Annotated in this window: 12 protein-coding genes; 4 read left to right on the plus strand and 8 right to left on the minus strand. The window is 56.9% G+C overall.

Annotated features, from left to right (window positions below):
• Positions 1-76: 76 nt before the first annotated feature.
• Together HX778_RS22035 and HX778_RS22040 are read right to left on the minus strand one after the other, a co-directional pair.
• Positions 77-1,420 carry a TolC family outer membrane protein gene (locus HX778_RS22035; protein WP_038472069.1) on the minus strand — a complete coding sequence of 448 codons (1,344 nt, stop codon included), beginning with the start codon at positions 1,418-1,420 and terminating at the stop codon, positions 77-79.
• A gap of 846 nt (positions 1,421-2,266) precedes the next feature.
• Entirely contained in the window at positions 2,267-3,769 is a 1,503-nt protein-coding gene (locus HX778_RS22040) for an aldehyde dehydrogenase family protein (RefSeq protein ID WP_176983071.1), read from the minus strand.
• A gap of 190 nt (positions 3,770-3,959) precedes the next feature.
• On the opposite strand from HX778_RS22040, the gene feaR reads away from it, so the two are divergent.
• Positions 3,960-4,874, plus strand: coding sequence for a transcriptional regulator FeaR (feaR, locus tag HX778_RS22045; RefSeq protein ID WP_176983072.1), 915 nt, complete (start codon positions 3,960-3,962; stop codon positions 4,872-4,874).
• Between the two features lie 113 nt (positions 4,875-4,987).
• Here the strand turns inward: feaR and HX778_RS22050 are convergent, their stop codons facing one another.
• From HX778_RS22050 to HX778_RS22060, 3 genes are read right to left on the minus strand one after another with little or no spacing between them, the layout of a single operon-like run.
• Positions 4,988-5,311 (minus strand): YdbL family protein, encoded by a 324-nt coding sequence (locus HX778_RS22050; RefSeq protein ID WP_176983073.1) that lies wholly within the window; start codon positions 5,309-5,311, stop codon positions 4,988-4,990.
• Positions 5,312-5,325: 14 nt separating this feature from the next.
• Positions 5,326-5,517, minus strand: coding sequence for a YnbE family lipoprotein (locus HX778_RS22055; protein WP_038472059.1), 192 nt, complete (start codon positions 5,515-5,517; stop codon positions 5,326-5,328).
• A complete protein-coding gene (locus HX778_RS22060; RefSeq protein ID WP_176983074.1) occupies positions 5,514-8,159 on the minus strand; it encodes a YdbH family protein in 2,646 nt (881 codons plus the stop codon). Before HX778_RS22060 ends, HX778_RS22055 begins: the two co-directional genes overlap by 4 nt.
• Before the next feature lie 212 nt (positions 8,160-8,371).
• Here HX778_RS22060 and HX778_RS22065 point away from each other — a divergent pair, with 212 nt between their 5' ends.
• Together HX778_RS22065 and hslJ are read left to right on the plus strand one after the other, a co-directional pair.
• The gene (locus HX778_RS22065; protein ID WP_038472054.1) at positions 8,372-9,361 is read left to right on the plus strand and encodes a 2-hydroxyacid dehydrogenase; all 990 of its coding nucleotides are present in this window, start codon (positions 8,372-8,374) and stop codon (positions 9,359-9,361) included.
• 121 nt (positions 9,362-9,482) lie between these two features.
• Positions 9,483-9,914, plus strand: coding sequence for a heat shock protein HslJ (gene hslJ, locus HX778_RS22070; protein WP_038472052.1), 432 nt, complete (start codon positions 9,483-9,485; stop codon positions 9,912-9,914).
• Here the strand turns inward: hslJ and HX778_RS22075 are convergent, their stop codons facing one another.
• Positions 9,915-10,181: a DUF333 domain-containing protein gene (locus HX778_RS22075; protein ID WP_038472049.1), complete on the minus strand. Its 267-nt coding sequence runs from the start codon at positions 10,179-10,181 to the stop codon at positions 9,915-9,917. It lies immediately after the preceding gene.
• A gap of 153 nt (positions 10,182-10,334) precedes the next feature.
• Complete coding sequence (locus tag HX778_RS22080) at positions 10,335-10,676, minus strand: cupin domain-containing protein (protein ID WP_255483490.1); 342 nt, start codon at positions 10,674-10,676, stop codon at positions 10,335-10,337.
• Between the two features lie 212 nt (positions 10,677-10,888).
• Here HX778_RS22080 and nifJ point away from each other — a divergent pair, with 212 nt between their 5' ends.
• Complete coding sequence (gene nifJ, locus HX778_RS22085) at positions 10,889-14,416, plus strand: pyruvate:ferredoxin (flavodoxin) oxidoreductase (protein ID WP_176983075.1); 3,528 nt, start codon at positions 10,889-10,891, stop codon at positions 14,414-14,416.
• Positions 14,417-14,559: 143 nt separating this feature from the next.
• Here the strand turns inward: nifJ and dbpA are convergent, their stop codons facing one another.
• A complete protein-coding gene (gene dbpA / locus HX778_RS22090; RefSeq protein ID WP_176983094.1) occupies positions 14,560-15,933 on the minus strand; it encodes an ATP-dependent RNA helicase DbpA in 1,374 nt (457 codons plus the stop codon).
• Between the last annotated feature and the right edge of the window lie 179 nt (positions 15,934-16,112).

A 16,112-nucleotide genomic window follows, 5' to 3' on the forward strand; every position in this document is an offset into this window, starting at 1 on the left:
CCCTGAGAAATCCAGCTCTCATTTCACATCAACTTATTTTCAGGCGAGTGAGGCTAACCCACTGCCCTGACTCTCTTTATTTCAAATCAGGTAATTTCGACGCGGCATTTTTTTCTACTCCTGTCAGGGGTAATAAATTATCCACGGCAGCAGCGTAAATTACCGCGGCCTGCCAGCCGTCAAAATCAGCATTAATTTGCGCATAGGCGGCCTGAAAAACATCCTGCTCTACGCTTAATAAATCATTAAGGCTGCGTTTGCTGAGCTTATATTCATTTTTATAAACTTCGCGGGCGCGCCGGGCGTTCTCTAGCTGCAACTTTCCCGCCGTCTCACGGCCTTTGGCCCCGTTCCAGTCGGCCATCGCCACCGACGCCTTCTGCAGCACGTCGAATTTGGCCTGTTCGACCTGAGAGGCCGCAATGCGCCTTGCGCCCTGTGCCTGCTCGACCTGGGCGGAAACCGCGCCGCCCTGATAGATAGGCGCATCCACGTTAAGCTGAATCTGGTCGTCCCAGTACGCGCTGTTGTTGGACTGGTAGCGCGTACGCCCGCCCCGCAGGCTTAGCGTCGGCCAGTGGCCTGATTTTGCTTTCTCTACGGCATATCCCGAGGATTCACGCATCGCCTCAGCGGCCAGCACGCTGGGGATCAGCGAGTAATCGATGTTGTCGAGCGGTGCCTGTTCCAGCGCCAGGCGCGCGGGCATGGCCTGATAGTTCGCGGCGCTTACGCCGGTTAGCACCGCCAGCCTGGCCTTTGCACTCTGTCCCGCGGCCAGGTACTGCTCCAGCGTCGAGCGCATACCGGCGATGCGCGTCTGGGTTTGCAGCACGTCTGAACTTGAACTCAGCCCGGCATCAGCGCGCAGCTTTGCCATGGTGTTCACGTTTTGCAGCGCGGCGATACTCTCTTCCGTCGCCGCGACCAGCGCCTCGTTACGCTTCAGGTCGACATACGCCTGGGCGGTTTTTTCCGCCACGCCGGTTAGCGTCGCCATCAGCTGATAGCGGTAGCTTTCGCGCTGGCTTTGCTGCTGGCTGATGTTGCTGTTGGTTTTACCAAAGTCATACACCAGCTGAGTCAGGCTCAGTCCGTAGGCCGCCGAGTTCTTGAGCGAGCCGCTTGAGTCCGTGGTACGTGAGTGACCGGTACTGCCGTTGAGAGAAATCTGCGGCATCCAGGCGCTTCGGGCTTGATCAATCTGCGCCTGCCCAATACCGAACTGCGCCGCCTGCTGAGAGACGGACGGATCGCGGTCGAGCGCGAACAGAATACTTTCCCCCAGCGTCAGGGTTGACGCCTGCGCAATGCCGGGTGCCGTGGCCCAGGCCGGTGTCGGCGCGGCATTCACCTGCATGCCGCTGCCGAGGCAAAGAACGGCAAGGATCATGGCTGGCAGGGAATAAGACTGAAGCATAGACGGCGATATCCTTATCCAACGTAATAATCTGGATGATGTTGTGCCGTCCTGTATTGGATATAAACAGGCACGGCTCGATAAATTATTTCTTTTAAACGGCTGTAATATTTAAATTTAAATACTCACAGCGTGGTTTTGCATTAATTTCATGAAACAATACGTTCTGACTAAAAAGAGGTAGAAAACTATCCTTCGCTTTCGTTTCTTCTTAAAAAATGAAGGTCACAATTTCACTGCCTCTTAATATAAAGGCGACACGCAATATGACTTATTTAATTCGGGGGATCAAACTGGCCCCATCCTTTTCCCGAATCGTTTGCAAGAAAAATCCTACCAAAGAAAATTTAACCTCACCAATCATTTATTGTTAACAGTGTGTTACTTAAAAGGAAGGAGCCGGGGCATAGCGATCGATAACCCCGACGAATGAATACATAAACACAAATAGCTAACAGTTATAATTCATAAGGTTATGGAACAGGCTTTGATTTACATCAATTTTACATTTCGGGGAAATATGCCGATAAATCCGGGCTGCTCATTTTTGGTTGTTTTTCCATAAATGTTACATTGCCGTAAGTTTTACGCAAAATAAGGTCGCATGGACAAATGTGTGCCCGAAGAGATAGTCACTTAACGCAAATACTTCATGACTAAAATAGCGCCTTCTTGACAAAAAAATGCAAAAAAAAGACCGGGAAAACCCGGTCTGAAGGTAGCAACATTTATTATCATGATTAATGGTCAAGATCGGACAACGATCTCCCCTCGCGGGAGGGGGACCATCAGATTACCAGCGACAGATAATTCCGGGCCGTGATAAGCGCCGAAATGTGCTCACATTCAGTAACGCACGCAAACCGTTTTGGTTTCGGTATAGGCGTCGAGCCAGTCGGGGCCAAAATCGCGGCCTGTGCCTGACTGCTTCATGCCACCGAAGGGCATGTTGGCATCGATAAGCGTGTGGCTGTTTACCCAAACCGTACCGGCCTGAATGCGCCCGGTATACTGCATTGCCGCCTGCAGGCTGTTGGTCCACAGGCTCGCCGTAAGGCCGTAGTCGCTGTCGTTAGCCAGCCGCAACGCTTCTTCCGCATCCGCCACCCGCACGAGGTTGACCACCGGGCCAAAGACCTCTTCTTTGGTGAGCCGCAGGCTGGCTGAAGGGTTTACCACCAGCGTCGGCGCAATGTAGTAGCCGCTGCCCTGCGGGCCTGGATTGCCGGAGATAAGTTCAGCCCGCTGCTCCTCTGCCTGGGCCAGATAACCGGCGACTTTTTGCTGCTGAACCTTCGAAACTAACGGGTTGATATGGGCGGCCGGATCCATGCCCGCCCCTACCTGCAGTGATTTCACCGCCTGCTCAAAACCACTCACCAGCGTGTCGAACAGCGGCGCCTCGATATAAATCCGCGAGCTGGCGGCACACACCTGCCCTTGATTGAGGAAACTGCCCGCCATTAAGCCTTCAATGACCATTGCCGGGTCGGCATCTTTCAGCACGATAGCCGGGTTTTTGCCCCCCAGCTCCAGCGTTACGCGCGTTAACCTGTCTGCCGCCGCTCTGGCGATGCCCTTTCCCGTCGCGGTCGAACCGGTAAAGCTGACCTTGGCAATCAGCGGATGTTCGGTCAGCGCTTTGCCACAGCCCGCGCCGCTGCCTGTCACCACGTTGAATACGCCGTCCGGTACGCCAGCCTCGGTCGCCAGCTCCGCCATGCGCAGCAGCGTCAGCGGCGTGGTTTCCGAAGGCTTAACGACAATAGAACAGCCTGCGGCCAGGGCCGGCATCACTTTCCACATGCCAATCAGCAGCGGGAAGTTCCACGGTACTATGCCCGCCACAACGCCAACCGGCTCTTTGCGCGTCCACGCCTGATAGCGTGCGCCTTCCGGCATAGGAATAGACACATCGAGCGTCTGGCCGCTGATTTTCGTCGTCAGGCCTGCGGTATAACGCATCCAGTTCAGCGTGCAGCCAACCTCAAACGCGCGGGAAATGTTGATGGACTTGCCCTGTTCAAGCGTCTCAAGCTGCGCCAGCTGTTCCGTATTTTGCTCAAGCAGATCTGCGAAACGCAGCAGGACTCTTTCTCGCCCGGCAGGCAGCATATTAGCCCATACGCCGCTGCTAAACGCACGCCAGGCAGACGTTACCGCCCGGTCAACATCCGCCACACTGGCATCGGCGCTGCTGGAAATCTGTTGCCCGTCTGCAGGGTTAAAAACCGGTAGACGCGCTTCGCTGTCAGACTCCTGCCAGCCGCCGTCAATGTAAAGCCCATGAGAACGCTGAAGAAACTGGCGCACATTGCCCAGCACGCTTACCGTTTCTGGCTCAGTCATAGCATCTCCTTATCAAGGTCATTATCGTGTAGCACCCCTTCATTCTAGGCGTTATGTTGAGGTTAGGGTTTTCTGCGGCTGACATTCGCTTTGCTGGCTGTGACACGCTACACAAATGTTGATGATGATTCTTTTTTTGAATCACGTTTACCTATAGTTATTGGCTTCGGGCGGCGATAAGTGAGGATCTATGGCGGAAAGACAACATAACGAGCGATTCGAAAAATGGCTGGAGAAGGTGAATGTCGCATGTGGTCGTTTCTCGGGCGCGGCGCTTGAGCAAGGGTTTCACGGCAGCCTGAGGGAGCATCTTGCCCATGCTATTAAACTCAGCGTGGTAGAGATTAACCAGGCTCGTTTGCTCAGAACAAGCCGCGAAGTCGCCCAAAGCAACGACGCCTGGTTCTATACCGTCTTCCAGCTGGAGGGCGAAGCCGTGATGGAGCAAGGGGAAAACCAGGCCGTGCTCGGCCAGGGAGATATCACGCTTATCGACGCCTCACGCCCCAGCTGTTTTACCTATACCCACGGGGCGAAGCAGGTTTCGCTGTTGCTGCCCCGCCACCTGCTGGAGCAGCACCTGCGTCTGGGGGAAATCCCCTGCGCGCAAAGGCTCCCGGCCGAAATGCCGATGGTTCGCCTCAGCCACGGCCTGCTGCGTGAAAGCATGGGCAGCGACGGCCTGACCGGCGGAGAAAGTGAAGCCACGCTTGAGGCGATTGCCTGTCTGCTTGCTCCGGCGCTGACCCGGCACAGCCTGCCGCATTCAAAGCGCGATCGCCATCTGCAAAAAGTAATGACGCTGATTGACGAACATATTCAGTCGGAAACCCTGCGCCCGGAGTGGATTGCCGCCGAGTCCGGGATGTCGGTGCGAAGCCTCTATCGCCTGTTTGCCGATAAAGGCCTGGTGGTGGCTCAGTACATCAAAAACCGGCGGCTCGATCTCTGCGCCCAGGCGCTACGTACGGCGAGCCACAGCGAGAAGCTGGCAGGCATTGGCTACAGCTGGGGATTTGCCGATCACAGCCATTTTTCAACGGCGTTCAAAGGCAGGTTTGGTGTATCTCCGGGGGAGTATCGCAAGCGCTTTCAGGCGGCCTGAAAGGTAACCCTCACCCCAGCCCTCTCCCCAAAGGGGCGAGGGAGAAAACAAAAGCTATGGGAAACATTGTTTATTCCCTCTCCCTTCCAGGGAGAGGGGGAATAGACATAAAGCTATTTCTTCATCCACTGCCCGTTCAGGCCGCGCACGTATTCCCCGGCGGGCGCTCTGTCCACCAGTTTTTGCCCCGCCAGCCGCGCGACTTCGTTGATTGAGACATTATTGGTGTCCGCCAGCTGCTGATAATGCTGAGCGCGGCCTTCATTGATGCTTTTCACCAGCGCCAGCGTGTCTGGGTCCTGCTTAATCGGCGCGATATAGCCGCTGAGCGTTTCGCCTACCCGGCCTTGTTCACGAGCTTCGCTCAGGGTGAGCGCCATCGCTGACGCGCTGAAGAACAGGCCGGCCAGCAGCACGCCTTTAATCATTGATTTCATCGCCGTTCCCCTAATCAGAACAAATCGCTACGGTTTTTAAGCAGGCTTTCGACGTCTTTATCCACCTTGATGCGGATCTCGTGTTCGATTTTAACGTTCATATTGATGGTTATCGGCTCTTTGGGCGCGGCCACTTCGATGCGCGGCGTGCACCCCGCCAGCATCAGGGCCATCGATGCCAGCAGCGCGGCGGTAAAGTATTTCATTTGGGTTCCTCACAGGCTTCACCGGGTCGGGCGCAGCGAGCTGTTGGCAGCGCGGCGTTCTCTTCCAGCCAGGTTTGTAAATTATCGCCAAAGCGTAAACTGCGCCACAGGGTAAACAGGTTTTCCTGATGGGTATAGTTGAGATTGACGGTGTTGGTTTTGCCCTCGACGTGGCTAATGCCGGTCACGCTTGAACGCATCCTGACGACGCCGAGGTTATCCAGATCGATTTGGGTCCAGGAGCGTGATATTTCCATATAGCGCAGCCAGTTGATGGCCGCGCCCGCCGCCATGTTGTTGTCGACGATGGCGTCCGCCATGTCTTTATCCATGCGGAAGGTCATCGGCCCCGGGTTGGTCAGCCAGCCGTCTTTGATAATCCACTGCGCATGGTTGAGCCACAGCGGCAGCGCGCCGTTGAAGCGCCCGGACATGCTGAACTGTTTAGGGTTAATCGCCGTTACCAGCTGGCTGGAAGACAGCCCTGTCAGGCGCAAGAGCGCCGCGTCACGCTGCGGCATGCGCAATTGCTGCATTGAAATTTTGCCCCCGAGCACATCCGCACTGACGTTGGTCAGCAGCAGCGGCTGTTGCTCGCTCCACGGATACCAGCCTTCCAGATCGGCGGTAATGTTCTGCGCCGCTATCTGGTTGCGCACTTCGGCGATACGCAACGTCACCGGCCCGCGGGTGCCAAGGTGCCAGGTAGAATCGCTAAAGCGGAACGGCAGCACGAAGTCGACGCCGTTAATCTGGTTGTCGGGCATCCAGACGCTGCCGCTTTTCACCACGCCGTGGCCTCCGGCCTCGAAGCCTTGTTCTGCGGCGGCGGAGAAGGCAACCTGGGCGTACAGATCGCCGCCCTTGAGATCCATTTTCCAGTCAGCTGGCAGCAAAGGCTGGAACACGGTGAGCGTTTGTTTTGGCCACCAGGCATTGCCGCGCAGGCGCTCTCCGTCCCAGCGCCCCACTACGCGCACCGGGCCAATCTTCCCGGCATGCAGATTGCCCTTGAACAGGAAAGAGGTCGGGTTTTGCCCATCTACGCTGAACTTAAGCGTTGAAGGCGGCAAGGTGCTGCCGCCGCTAAAGGTGGTGGCGCCTGCATCAAGCGAGAAGTCGCCGTTAAAGGTCTCTTTTTGTTCGTCACGCTCCCAGCGCAGCGGCTTGTCCAACACCAGGCGAGGTTTGGACATCAGCATCGAGCCGTACTGAAGTTTGTCGAAGCCGGTTGACAGCGAACTCAGCTCGATGGCGCTGTCCCGCCACTCGCCAAGCCCACGCACGTCCCATTTAGCCTGCATCGGCCTGAAGCTGCCCTTACCCCAGTAACGCCACTGCCACAGCCCGGCGTCCGGCAGGAAGTCGTTCGCCCTGCCGTCAAGGTGAAGCTCAACGGCTCCCATTTCATTATCGTGGGCACGAAGAATAGCCTGCAGCCTGCCGTCCACGCCTTTACTGGAAACGCGTACGCCCGCCAGCGGCCAGCGCACGTCGTCGATGTTCAGGGTTTCAATGAGGCGCCCGCGTGAACGCAGCAGCGCGCCGGGCTGGAACAACAGCGCCGGGTCGGTCAAGGCACCCGTCAGCTGCCCCGGCAGCACTGCGTAAAAAATCAGCCGATCCTGCTTCGCCTCGCCGGTGAGCTGCAGCGGCAAGGCGCTGTCGGTCAGGCTGAGTTTGCCGGGGCCGAAATTTAACACGGCGTTGCCCTTCCCGGCTGCGCCCTGGGTCAGCACGTTCATGCGCCCGGTAAATACCGCGTTATCCAGCCCGTCCTGCCAGTTTTCAACTTTCAGCGTCAGCCCGCCGCCCAGCGGGAAACCTTCATAAGGCCAGCGCCACTGCCCGGCGTCAATGTCAAAGGCCTTTTCACTCAGACGCCAGGGAATGTTCAGCAGCGGCGCCTCGTCGCCTTGAGATTTTTTGACCGTCAAAGTCCCTGCATTTGTGTGCCAGTTAAGGGCGACGTTCAGCCTGTCCGGCTCCTGCGGAATTTGCAGCTGGGTCGCAACCTGGCCGTCCGTTGGCAGGCCATCTGGCACTAACGGCAGCGTTAAGTCGCCGACCAGCTCAAGCGGCGGAAGCCCTTCAAACGCTCCAACTTTCAGTTCACTGACCCGCAGGTTTTGCCCTTTGAGGGTGGCAGAAAGCGTGAGCAATTTGCCCTGATAATCCAGCCGTTGCTGCCGCGGCGTGAGCGAGAGATGCAGCGCTCCCGCGTATTGCAGCCACGGGGTAACGTTAAGCTGGTCGATAGTCAGCCAGGTGTTCGGCAGCATTTTCTGCCATTCTTCAAGGGTACGCGGCGCGGCAGGCGCAGAGTCCTCCGCCGGGATTTTGCTGATGCAGTCGGGGTTCAGGTTGAGCGCGGCGAGATGCAGCCGCCAGCGGCTCGGATGGCTGAGGGTCGCATCCTTAAGGCTTGCAAGCTCGCACTCCCCGGCAAGATAGCGAAGATCGGGAATCACAATCGCGCCGTTGTGCAGGCGTGGGCTGGCCTCCATGGCGATACGCGTCCCCTGAGGCAGCCAGATACCGGCGAGCGTTGGCAGCCAGTGGGCCACCGTGAGCAGCAGCGACAGCGGCAATAGAATGAGCGCAAGCAGCAGGGCTAGAGCGGCTTTGTATTTACCCTTCATGGGTGGTTAATATCCTGATTCAGCGACAATTTAAGCCGAAATATGTCATTATTCTGGCACGATTCAGGCCGGGCGTGAAGGCAGCGGCTGCATTAAGCATAGTCTGCCCGGAAAGTGAAATAGTCACCTGCCGTTAAAATTTCAGTTTATAAATTGTATGATTATTTTAAGCATGATAATTTTAGAACCAACCCTTTCTGGAGATAAGTCTTATGAAACTTGCGGTTTATAGCACAAAACAGTACGACAAAAAGTATCTGGAGCAGGTTAACCAGGAGTATGGCTTTGATCTTGAATTTTTTGACTTCCTGCTGAGCGAAAAAACGGCCAAAACCGCCAACGGCTGTGACGGCGTGTGCATTTTCGTTAATGATGATGGTAGTCGCCCGGTGCTGGAAGAGCTAAAAAAACATGGCGTTAAGTTTATCGCGCTGCGCTGTGCCGGCTTTAACAACGTAGATTTAGACGCGGCAAAAGAGCTTGGTATGCCGGTTGTTCGCGTGCCTGCCTACTCGCCGGAAGCCGTGGCTGAACACGCTATCGGGATGATGATGTGCCTTAATCGCCGCATCCATCGCGCCTATCAGCGTACCCGCGACGCCAACTTCTCTCTGGAAGGATTAACCGGGTTTACCATGCACGGCAAAACCGCCGGGGTCATCGGCACCGGTAAAATCGGCATTGCCGCGTTGCGTATCCTGAAGGGGTTTGGCCTGCGCCTGCTGGCGTTTGATCCGTACCCAAGCGCCGCGGCGCTGGATTTAGGCGTAGAGTATGTCGACCTCGAAACGCTGTTCGCGCAGTCCGATATTATCTCCCTGCACTGCCCGCTGACGCCGGAAAACTATCATCTGCTGAACCAAAGCGCCTTTGATCAAATGAAAGACGGCGTGATGGTGATTAACACCAGCCGCGGTGGACTGATTGATTCCCAGGCGGCGATTGACGCCCTGAAGCATCAGAAAATCGGCGCGCTGGGCATGGACGTGTACGAGAACGAACGCGATCTGTTCTTTGAAGATAAGTCTAACGACGTGATTCAGGACGACGTGTTCCGCCGTCTTTCCGCCTGCCATAACGTGCTGTTTACCGGCCACCAGGCGTTTCTGACGGCTGAAGCGTTGATCAGCATTTCTGAAACTACGCTTGAGAACCTGCGTCAGTTAGAAAAAGGCGAGCCCTGCCCGAACCAAATTAATTGATTTCACACCCTCTTCTCGCAGGAAGAGGGTTTATTTTAAGAATATCCTTACTGATTCATGCGCCACATCCTGCGAAAGTGGCGCCCTTTCATTGATGACACATAAACCTTAGGGAGAAGAGATGAAAAAGTTTGCTTCACTGATGCTGGCAAGCGTTGTTCTGGCGGGCTGTGCCCAACCGGCGGATAAAGGTTCCGTGACTGCACAAGATTTGCAGCACCACCGTTTTGTGCTGGAGAGCGTTGACGGCAAGCCTCTGGTCGTTAAAAACACCAAACGCGCGCCTGAGCTGAGCTTCGGTGAGAACATGCATATTTCTGGCGCGATGTGTAACCGCTTTATGGGCCAGGCTACGCTTGAGAACAATACGCTGAAGGTGAAAGGGCTGGGCATGACTATGATGCTTTGCGTTGAGCCACAGCTTAACGACCTGGATCACCGTATTAATGAGATGCTGACCGCCGGGGCTAACGTTTCTCTGGCAAACCAGCAGCTGGTGTTGAAAAGCGGCCAGCACACGCTGACGTACAAACTGGCCGATCTGGTTAATTAATCAGTAGCTTCCACAGGTGCCAGCGGCAAGCGAGTTCTCGCTACAGCGTTTGCCGTTCGGCATAGCACACATGCCCATCGCACTGCCGTCCAGCTGACGCGCAACGCTCATCGTGCCGCCAATCATCGCACAGTTCGCTTCGCCCTGGCTGGACATCGCCGCCCTGAGGCCGGGGGGTACGTGGGCCGCAGTGGCCTGTTGAGGGGGTTCATTACTGCATGCTGATAATAACAGTGCGGCACAACCGGCTAAAAACGCAGCGCGCATGGCTTCTCTCTCCCGTCTGAATATGCAAAACCTTTGCATAATGGCGCATGGCTCCCGCTGCGTCGAGAGCACAAAGCAATAAAGTGTGTTGTTTTATGTGGCTTAGATCACCTTTCAAACTAAAACATCAGAGTTTTCTGAGCGCCCCGGCGTTCAATGCGGCTCTGCATCGATGAGTAACAGCGTGCCGTGGCTGCCGGGCAGCACGCGATGCACCGCCTCTTTGGGCACCAGATAATAATCCCCGGCTTCGAGCGAGAAGGTTTTGTCGTCCACCACCAGCGTCATCTGCCCTTCAATCACCACCAGTAATTCTTCAAACCCGGTATGGGACTCATCGGGAATCCCCTCGCCGCCCATTTTGATCAGCTTGATATTGGCCTGGCCGACCTGCCCAAGCAGCCGTGAACGCCAGACATCCGATAGCGCTCCTGCCAGCGTTGTTAACGATCCTGTAGACATTTTGTCGCCTTCTTCTGAGAAAGCGTTATCCATACCGCATCTTGCCCGCGTTACAAATTCTTAATCACCATAAGATATTCAGGTAACACATTTCACTCACGCGTCACGCCATGCCTGGATCAATTTGTGCACTCGGAGGCTCAGCAACTTCAAGCAGATAGATGGACGTACTATAATTGGGGGTTATTACGGGACTCAAGGCAGGCAGGCGGGTCCCTTTATTTTGCGCAATGTAAGGGTGTCTTATGATCACTATCGACGGCAACGGTGCAGTCGCCTCCGTGGCGTTTCGTGCCAGCGAAGTAATTGCCATCTATCCTATTACCCCCAGCTCAACGATGGCCGAACAGGCCGATGCCTGGTCCGGCGACGGCAGAAAAAACGTCTGGGGTGATACGCCTCGCGTAGTCGAGATGCAGTCGGAAGCCGGCGCGATCGGGGCGGTGCACGGGGCGCTACAAACCGGCGCGCTTTCCACGTCGTTTACCTCGTCGCAGGGTTTACTGCTGATGATCCCGACGCTGTACAAGCTTGCTGGCCAGCTGACGCCTTTTGTTCTCCACGTTGCCGCGCGTACCGTGGCAACCCACGCGCTGTCCATTTTTGGCGACCACTCGGACGTGATGGCCGTGCGTCAGACCGGCTGTGCGATGCTGTGCGCCAGCAGCGTCCAGGAAGCTCAAGACTTCGCGCTGATTTCGCACATTGCGACCCTGAAAAGCCGCGTGCCGTTTATTCACTTCTTCGACGGCTTCCGCACCTCGCACGAAATTAACAAAATCGTGCCGCTGGCGGATGACACCCTCCGCAGCCTGCTGCCGCAAAAAGAGATCGACGAGCATCGCGCTCGTGCCCTGAACCCGGAACATCCGGTGATTCGCGGGACCTCGGCTAACCCGGATACCTATTTCCAGTCTCGTGAAGCGACCAACCCCTGGTACAACGCGGTTTATGCTCACGTTGAACAGACGATGAACGACTTTGCTGCGACGACAGGCCGCAGCTACCGTCCGTTCGAATATTACGGCCATCCTGAAGCCGAACGCGTGATTATCGTGATGGGCTCCGCCGTCGGCACCTGCGAAGAGGTCGTGGATGAGCTTCTGACCCGGGGCGAGAAAGTCGGCGTACTGAAGGTTCGCCTGTACCGCCCCTTCTCCGCCGAACATTTGCTGGCGGTTCTGCCGCAAACCGCGCGCCAGGTGGCGGTGCTTGACCGAACCAAAGAGCCAGGCGCCCTCGCTGAACCGCTGTATCTCGACGTGATGACCGCGCTTGCCGAAGCAGTGAGCCGCGGCGACCGTGAAACGCTGCCTCGCGTCATCGGCGGCCGCTATGGGCTGTCGTCCAAAGAGTTCGGCCCGGAATGCGTGCTGGCTATCTTTAACGAGTTGAGCGAAGCCAAACCACGCCCACGCTTCACCGTCGGAATTTACGACGATGTAACCAACCTTTCGCTGCCGTTACCGGAAAACACCCTGCCTAACCGCGCCAAACTGGAAGCGCTGTTTTATGGTCTGGGCAGCGACGGCAGCGTCTCGGCCACCAAGAACAACATCAAAATTATCGGGAACTCCACGCCGTGGTTTACCCAGGGCTACTTCGTTTATGACTCCAAAAAGGCCGGTGGCCTGACGGTTTCGCATCTGCGCGTCAGCGAACAGCCAATCAACTCCACCTACCTGATTGAGAAAGCCGATTTCGTCGGCTGTCACCAGCTGCAGTTTATCGACAAGTACCAGATGGCCGAGCGCCTGAAGCCCGGCGGTATTTTCCTGCTGAACACGCCTTACGCCGCCGACGAAGTCTGGAGCCGACTGCCGCAGGAAGTTCAGGCAGTACTCAACCAGAAACAGGCGAGGCTGTACGTCATTAACGCGGCGAAAATCGCCCGTGAATGCCATCTGGGCGCCCGCATCAACACCGTGATGCAGATGGCGTTCTTCCACCTGACGCAGATCCTGCCGGGCGACACCGCGCTGGCGGAGCTGCAGGGCGCGATTGCCAAAAGTTACAGCAGCAAAGGGACGGAAATCGTCGAGCGTAACTGGCAGGCGCTGGCGCTGGCTCGTGATTCTCTGGCCGAAGTGCCTCTGCAGGCGGTTAACCCGGAAAGCGCGATGCGCCCTCCAGTGGTGTCCGACGCCGCCCCTGACTTTGTGAAAACCGTCACCGCCGCCATGCTCGCCGGGCTTGGCGATGCCCTGCCGGTTTCCGCGCTGCCGCCTGACGGCACCTGGCCGATGGGCACTACCCAGTGGGAAAAACGCAACATTGCCGAAGAAATCCCTATCTGGAAGCCGGATATCTGTACCCAGTGCAACCACTGCGTGGCGGCCTGCCCGCACTCGGCTATTCGTGCCAAAGTGGTTCAGCCGGAGGCAATGGATGGCGCCCCGGAAGCCCTGCAGTCTCTGGACGTGAAGTCCCGCGATATGCGCGGCCAGAAATATGTGCTGCAGGTGGCCCCGGAAGACTGCACCGGCTGTAACCTGTGCGTGGAAGTTTGCCCGGCGAAAGACCGTCAGAACCCGGAAATCAAGGCCATCAATATGATGTCCCGCCTTGAGCATGTTGAAGAAGAGAAAGAAAACTATGACTTCTTCCTCGCGCTGCCGGAAATCGATCGTGCCAGCCTGGAGCGCATCGACATTCGTACTTCTCAGCTGTTAACGCCGCTGTTTGAGTACTCTGGCGCCTGCTCCGGCTGCGGTGAAACGCCGTATATTAAAATTCTGACCCAGCTGTTCGGCGACCGTATGCTTATCGCGAACGCTACCGGCTGCTCGTCTATTTACGGCGGTAACCTGCCGTCCACGCCGTACACCACCGACGCCAACGGCCGCGGGCCTGCATGGGCAAACTCGCTGTTTGAGGATAACGCCGAGTTTGGCCTGGGCTTCCGCCTGACGGTGGATCAGCACCGCGCCCGCGTCATGCGCCTGCTGGGGCAGTTTGCCGATAAACTCCCGGCTGAGCTTAACGAGCAGCTTCACGCCGAAGCCACACCGGAAGTTCGCCGCGAACAGGTTGCTGAGCTGCGCAAGCATCTGGCTAACGTAGACGATGCGGATGCTCGTCAGCTGGTCACCGACGCCGACGCGCTGGTGGAGAAATCCATCTGGCTGATTGGCGGCGACGGCTGGGCTTACGACATCGGCTTTGGCGGCCTCGACCACGTGCTGAGCCTGACCGAGAACGTCAATATTCTGGTGCTGGATACGCAGTGTTATTCCAACACCGGGGGCCAGGCCTCTAAGGCTACGCCGCTGGGCGCGGTTACCAAGTTCGGCGAGCACGGCAAGCGCAAGGCGCGTAAAGACCTGGGCGTCAGCATGATGATGTACGGCCACGTGTATGTGGCGCAGATTTCGCTGGGCGCACAGCTTAACCAGACGATGAAGGCGATTCAGGAAGCGGAAGCCTATCCTGGCCCGTCGTTGATCATCGCCTACAGTCCTTGCGAAGAGCACGGTTACGATCTGGCGCTGAGCCATGACCAGATGCGTCAGCTGACCGCCACCGGCTTCTGGCCGCTCTACCGCTTTGACCCGCGCCGTGCGGACGAAGGCAAGCTGCCGCTGGCGCTGGACTCCCGTCCACCGTCCGATGCGCTGGCCGATACGTTGATGAAAGAGCAGCGTTTCCGTCGCCTGAATGCCCAGCAGCCGGAAGTCGCCGAGCAGCTCTGGAAAGACGCCGCGGCAGATTTGCAGAAGCGGTATGATTTCCTGGCACAGCTGGCGGGTAAAGCGGAGAAGGTTAGCGAGTAATCGGGGGGAATGCCCCTCACCCCGGCCCTCTCCCTGGAAGGGAGAGGGGGAAAACATAGATTGGCGTTCTTTTTATCCCCTCTCCCCCGTGGGGAGAGGGGGAATGATGGTGGGGAAACGGTCAGGATGAGGGGAAAATTCGTTTACTTCAGCAGGCGAACCTTCACCGACTTGCCCTTAATCTTCCCTTGTTGCAGCTGCTTCCACGCGTGACGCGCCACGGACTGGCGCACCGCAACGTAAACATGGATTGGGTGGACGTCGATTTTACCGATGTCCGCCCCTTCCAGCCCCATATCCCCGGTTAACGCGCCCAGAATATCGCCCGGACGCATTTTGGCTTTCTTGCCGCCGTCAATGCACAGCGTCGCCATTTCTGCTTCCAGCGGCTTCACGGAGACGCCGGACGGCACCTGCTGCCATTTCAGCGAAAGATTCAGCATCTCTGCCAGCACACTCGCACGCTGCGCCTCTTCCGGCGCACAGAAGCTAATAGCCAGCCCGCTTTGCCCCGCTCGCGCGGTACGACCAATGCGGTGGACGTGCACTTCCGGATCCCACGACAGCTCGTAGTTAATGACCATTTCCAGAGCTTTAATGTCCAGCCCACGAGCGGCAACGTCGGTCGCCACCAGCACGCGGCTGCTGCCGTTAGCAAAACGCACCAGCGTCTGGTCACGGTCACGCTGTTCCATATCACCATGCAGCGCTAACGCGCTTTGGTGGCGTTCATTCAGCGCATCACAAACGGCCTGGCAATCTTTTTTGGTATTACAAAACACTACGCAGGACGCGGGCTGATGTTTGCTCAGCAGCGCCAGCAGCAGGCCAATCTTGCCGCCGCGCGAAACTTCATAAAACTGCTGCTCTACGGACGGAAGTTCATCGACGGTATCAATTTCGATAGTTTGCGGGTCGCGCTGAACCCGGCCGCTGATCGCAGCAATGGTAGTTGGCCACGTGGCGGAGAAAAGCAGGGTCTGGCGTTTTACCGGCGCGTGGGCGATAACCTCGTCGATAGCGTCGGCAAAGCCCATATCCAGCATACGGTCGGCTTCGTCCAGCACCAGCGTTTGCAGGGCATTCAGCTTCACCGTTTCTTTTTTCAGGTGATCCAGCAGGCGGCCAGGCGTGGCAACGATAATGTGCGGCGCATGCTGCAGCGAGTCGCGCTGTACGCCGAACGGCTGGCCGCCGCACAGGGTCAGGATTTTAATATTTGGCATGTAGCGTGCCAGGCGACGCAGCTCTTTAGCAACCTGGTCGGCCAGCTCACGCGTCGGGCACAGCACCAGCGACTGGGTTAAAAACTGGCTGGCATCAATGTGCTGCAGCAGGCCAAGACCGAAAGCAGCCGTTTTGCCGCTGCCGGTTTTTGCCTGCGCACGGACGTCTTTTCCGGCCAGAATGGCGGGCAAGGCCGCTTCCTGAACGGGCGTCATTTCGTGATACCCCAGTTCGCTAAGGTTGGCGAGTTGTGCTTCAGGTAAAGCGTTCAGTGCGGAAAAAGCGGTCACAATGGTCATCTCTTAATAATAACGGGCAGGCGCGTATGCTAGCAGATTCGCGTGATTCAGGCGTGAGTTTATCAATTTTGCCGCGTTAGCGGGCTAAACAATAAAAAACGGCCCCTTTCGATAAGGTGCCGTTTTTCCGTAAGAGAGAATTTCAGCTAGCAGATAAAACGCGGCTTAAA

This window comes from Cedecea sp. P7760 (genome assembly GCF_013386425.1).
GTDB lineage: Bacteria > Pseudomonadota > Gammaproteobacteria > Enterobacterales > Enterobacteriaceae > Cedecea > Cedecea selenatireducens.

Coding starts and splice junctions, on each gene's coding strand:
- HX778_RS22035 (WP_038472069.1), bottom strand. CDS start 1,420: ATGCTTCAGTCTTATTCCCTGCCAGCCATGATCCTTGCCGTTCTTTGC.
- HX778_RS22040 (WP_176983071.1), bottom strand. CDS start 3,769: ATGACTGAGCCAGAAACGGTAAGCGTGCTGGGCAATGTGCGCCAGTTT.
- feaR (WP_176983072.1), top strand. CDS start 3,960: ATGGCGGAAAGACAACATAACGAGCGATTCGAAAAATGGCTGGAGAAG.
- HX778_RS22050 (WP_176983073.1), bottom strand. CDS start 5,311: ATGAAATCAATGATTAAAGGCGTGCTGCTGGCCGGCCTGTTCTTCAGC.
- HX778_RS22055 (WP_038472059.1), bottom strand. CDS start 5,517: ATGAAATACTTTACCGCCGCGCTGCTGGCATCGATGGCCCTGATGCTG.
- HX778_RS22060 (WP_176983074.1), bottom strand. CDS start 8,159: ATGAAGGGTAAATACAAAGCCGCTCTAGCCCTGCTGCTTGCGCTCATT.
- HX778_RS22065 (WP_038472054.1), top strand. CDS start 8,372: ATGAAACTTGCGGTTTATAGCACAAAACAGTACGACAAAAAGTATCTG.
- hslJ (WP_038472052.1), top strand. CDS start 9,483: ATGAAAAAGTTTGCTTCACTGATGCTGGCAAGCGTTGTTCTGGCGGGC.
- HX778_RS22075 (WP_038472049.1), bottom strand. CDS start 10,181: ATGCGCGCTGCGTTTTTAGCCGGTTGTGCCGCACTGTTATTATCAGCA.
- HX778_RS22080 (WP_255483490.1), bottom strand. CDS start 10,676: ATGGATAACGCTTTCTCAGAAGAAGGCGACAAAATGTCTACAGGATCG.
- nifJ (WP_176983075.1), top strand. CDS start 10,889: ATGATCACTATCGACGGCAACGGTGCAGTCGCCTCCGTGGCGTTTCGT.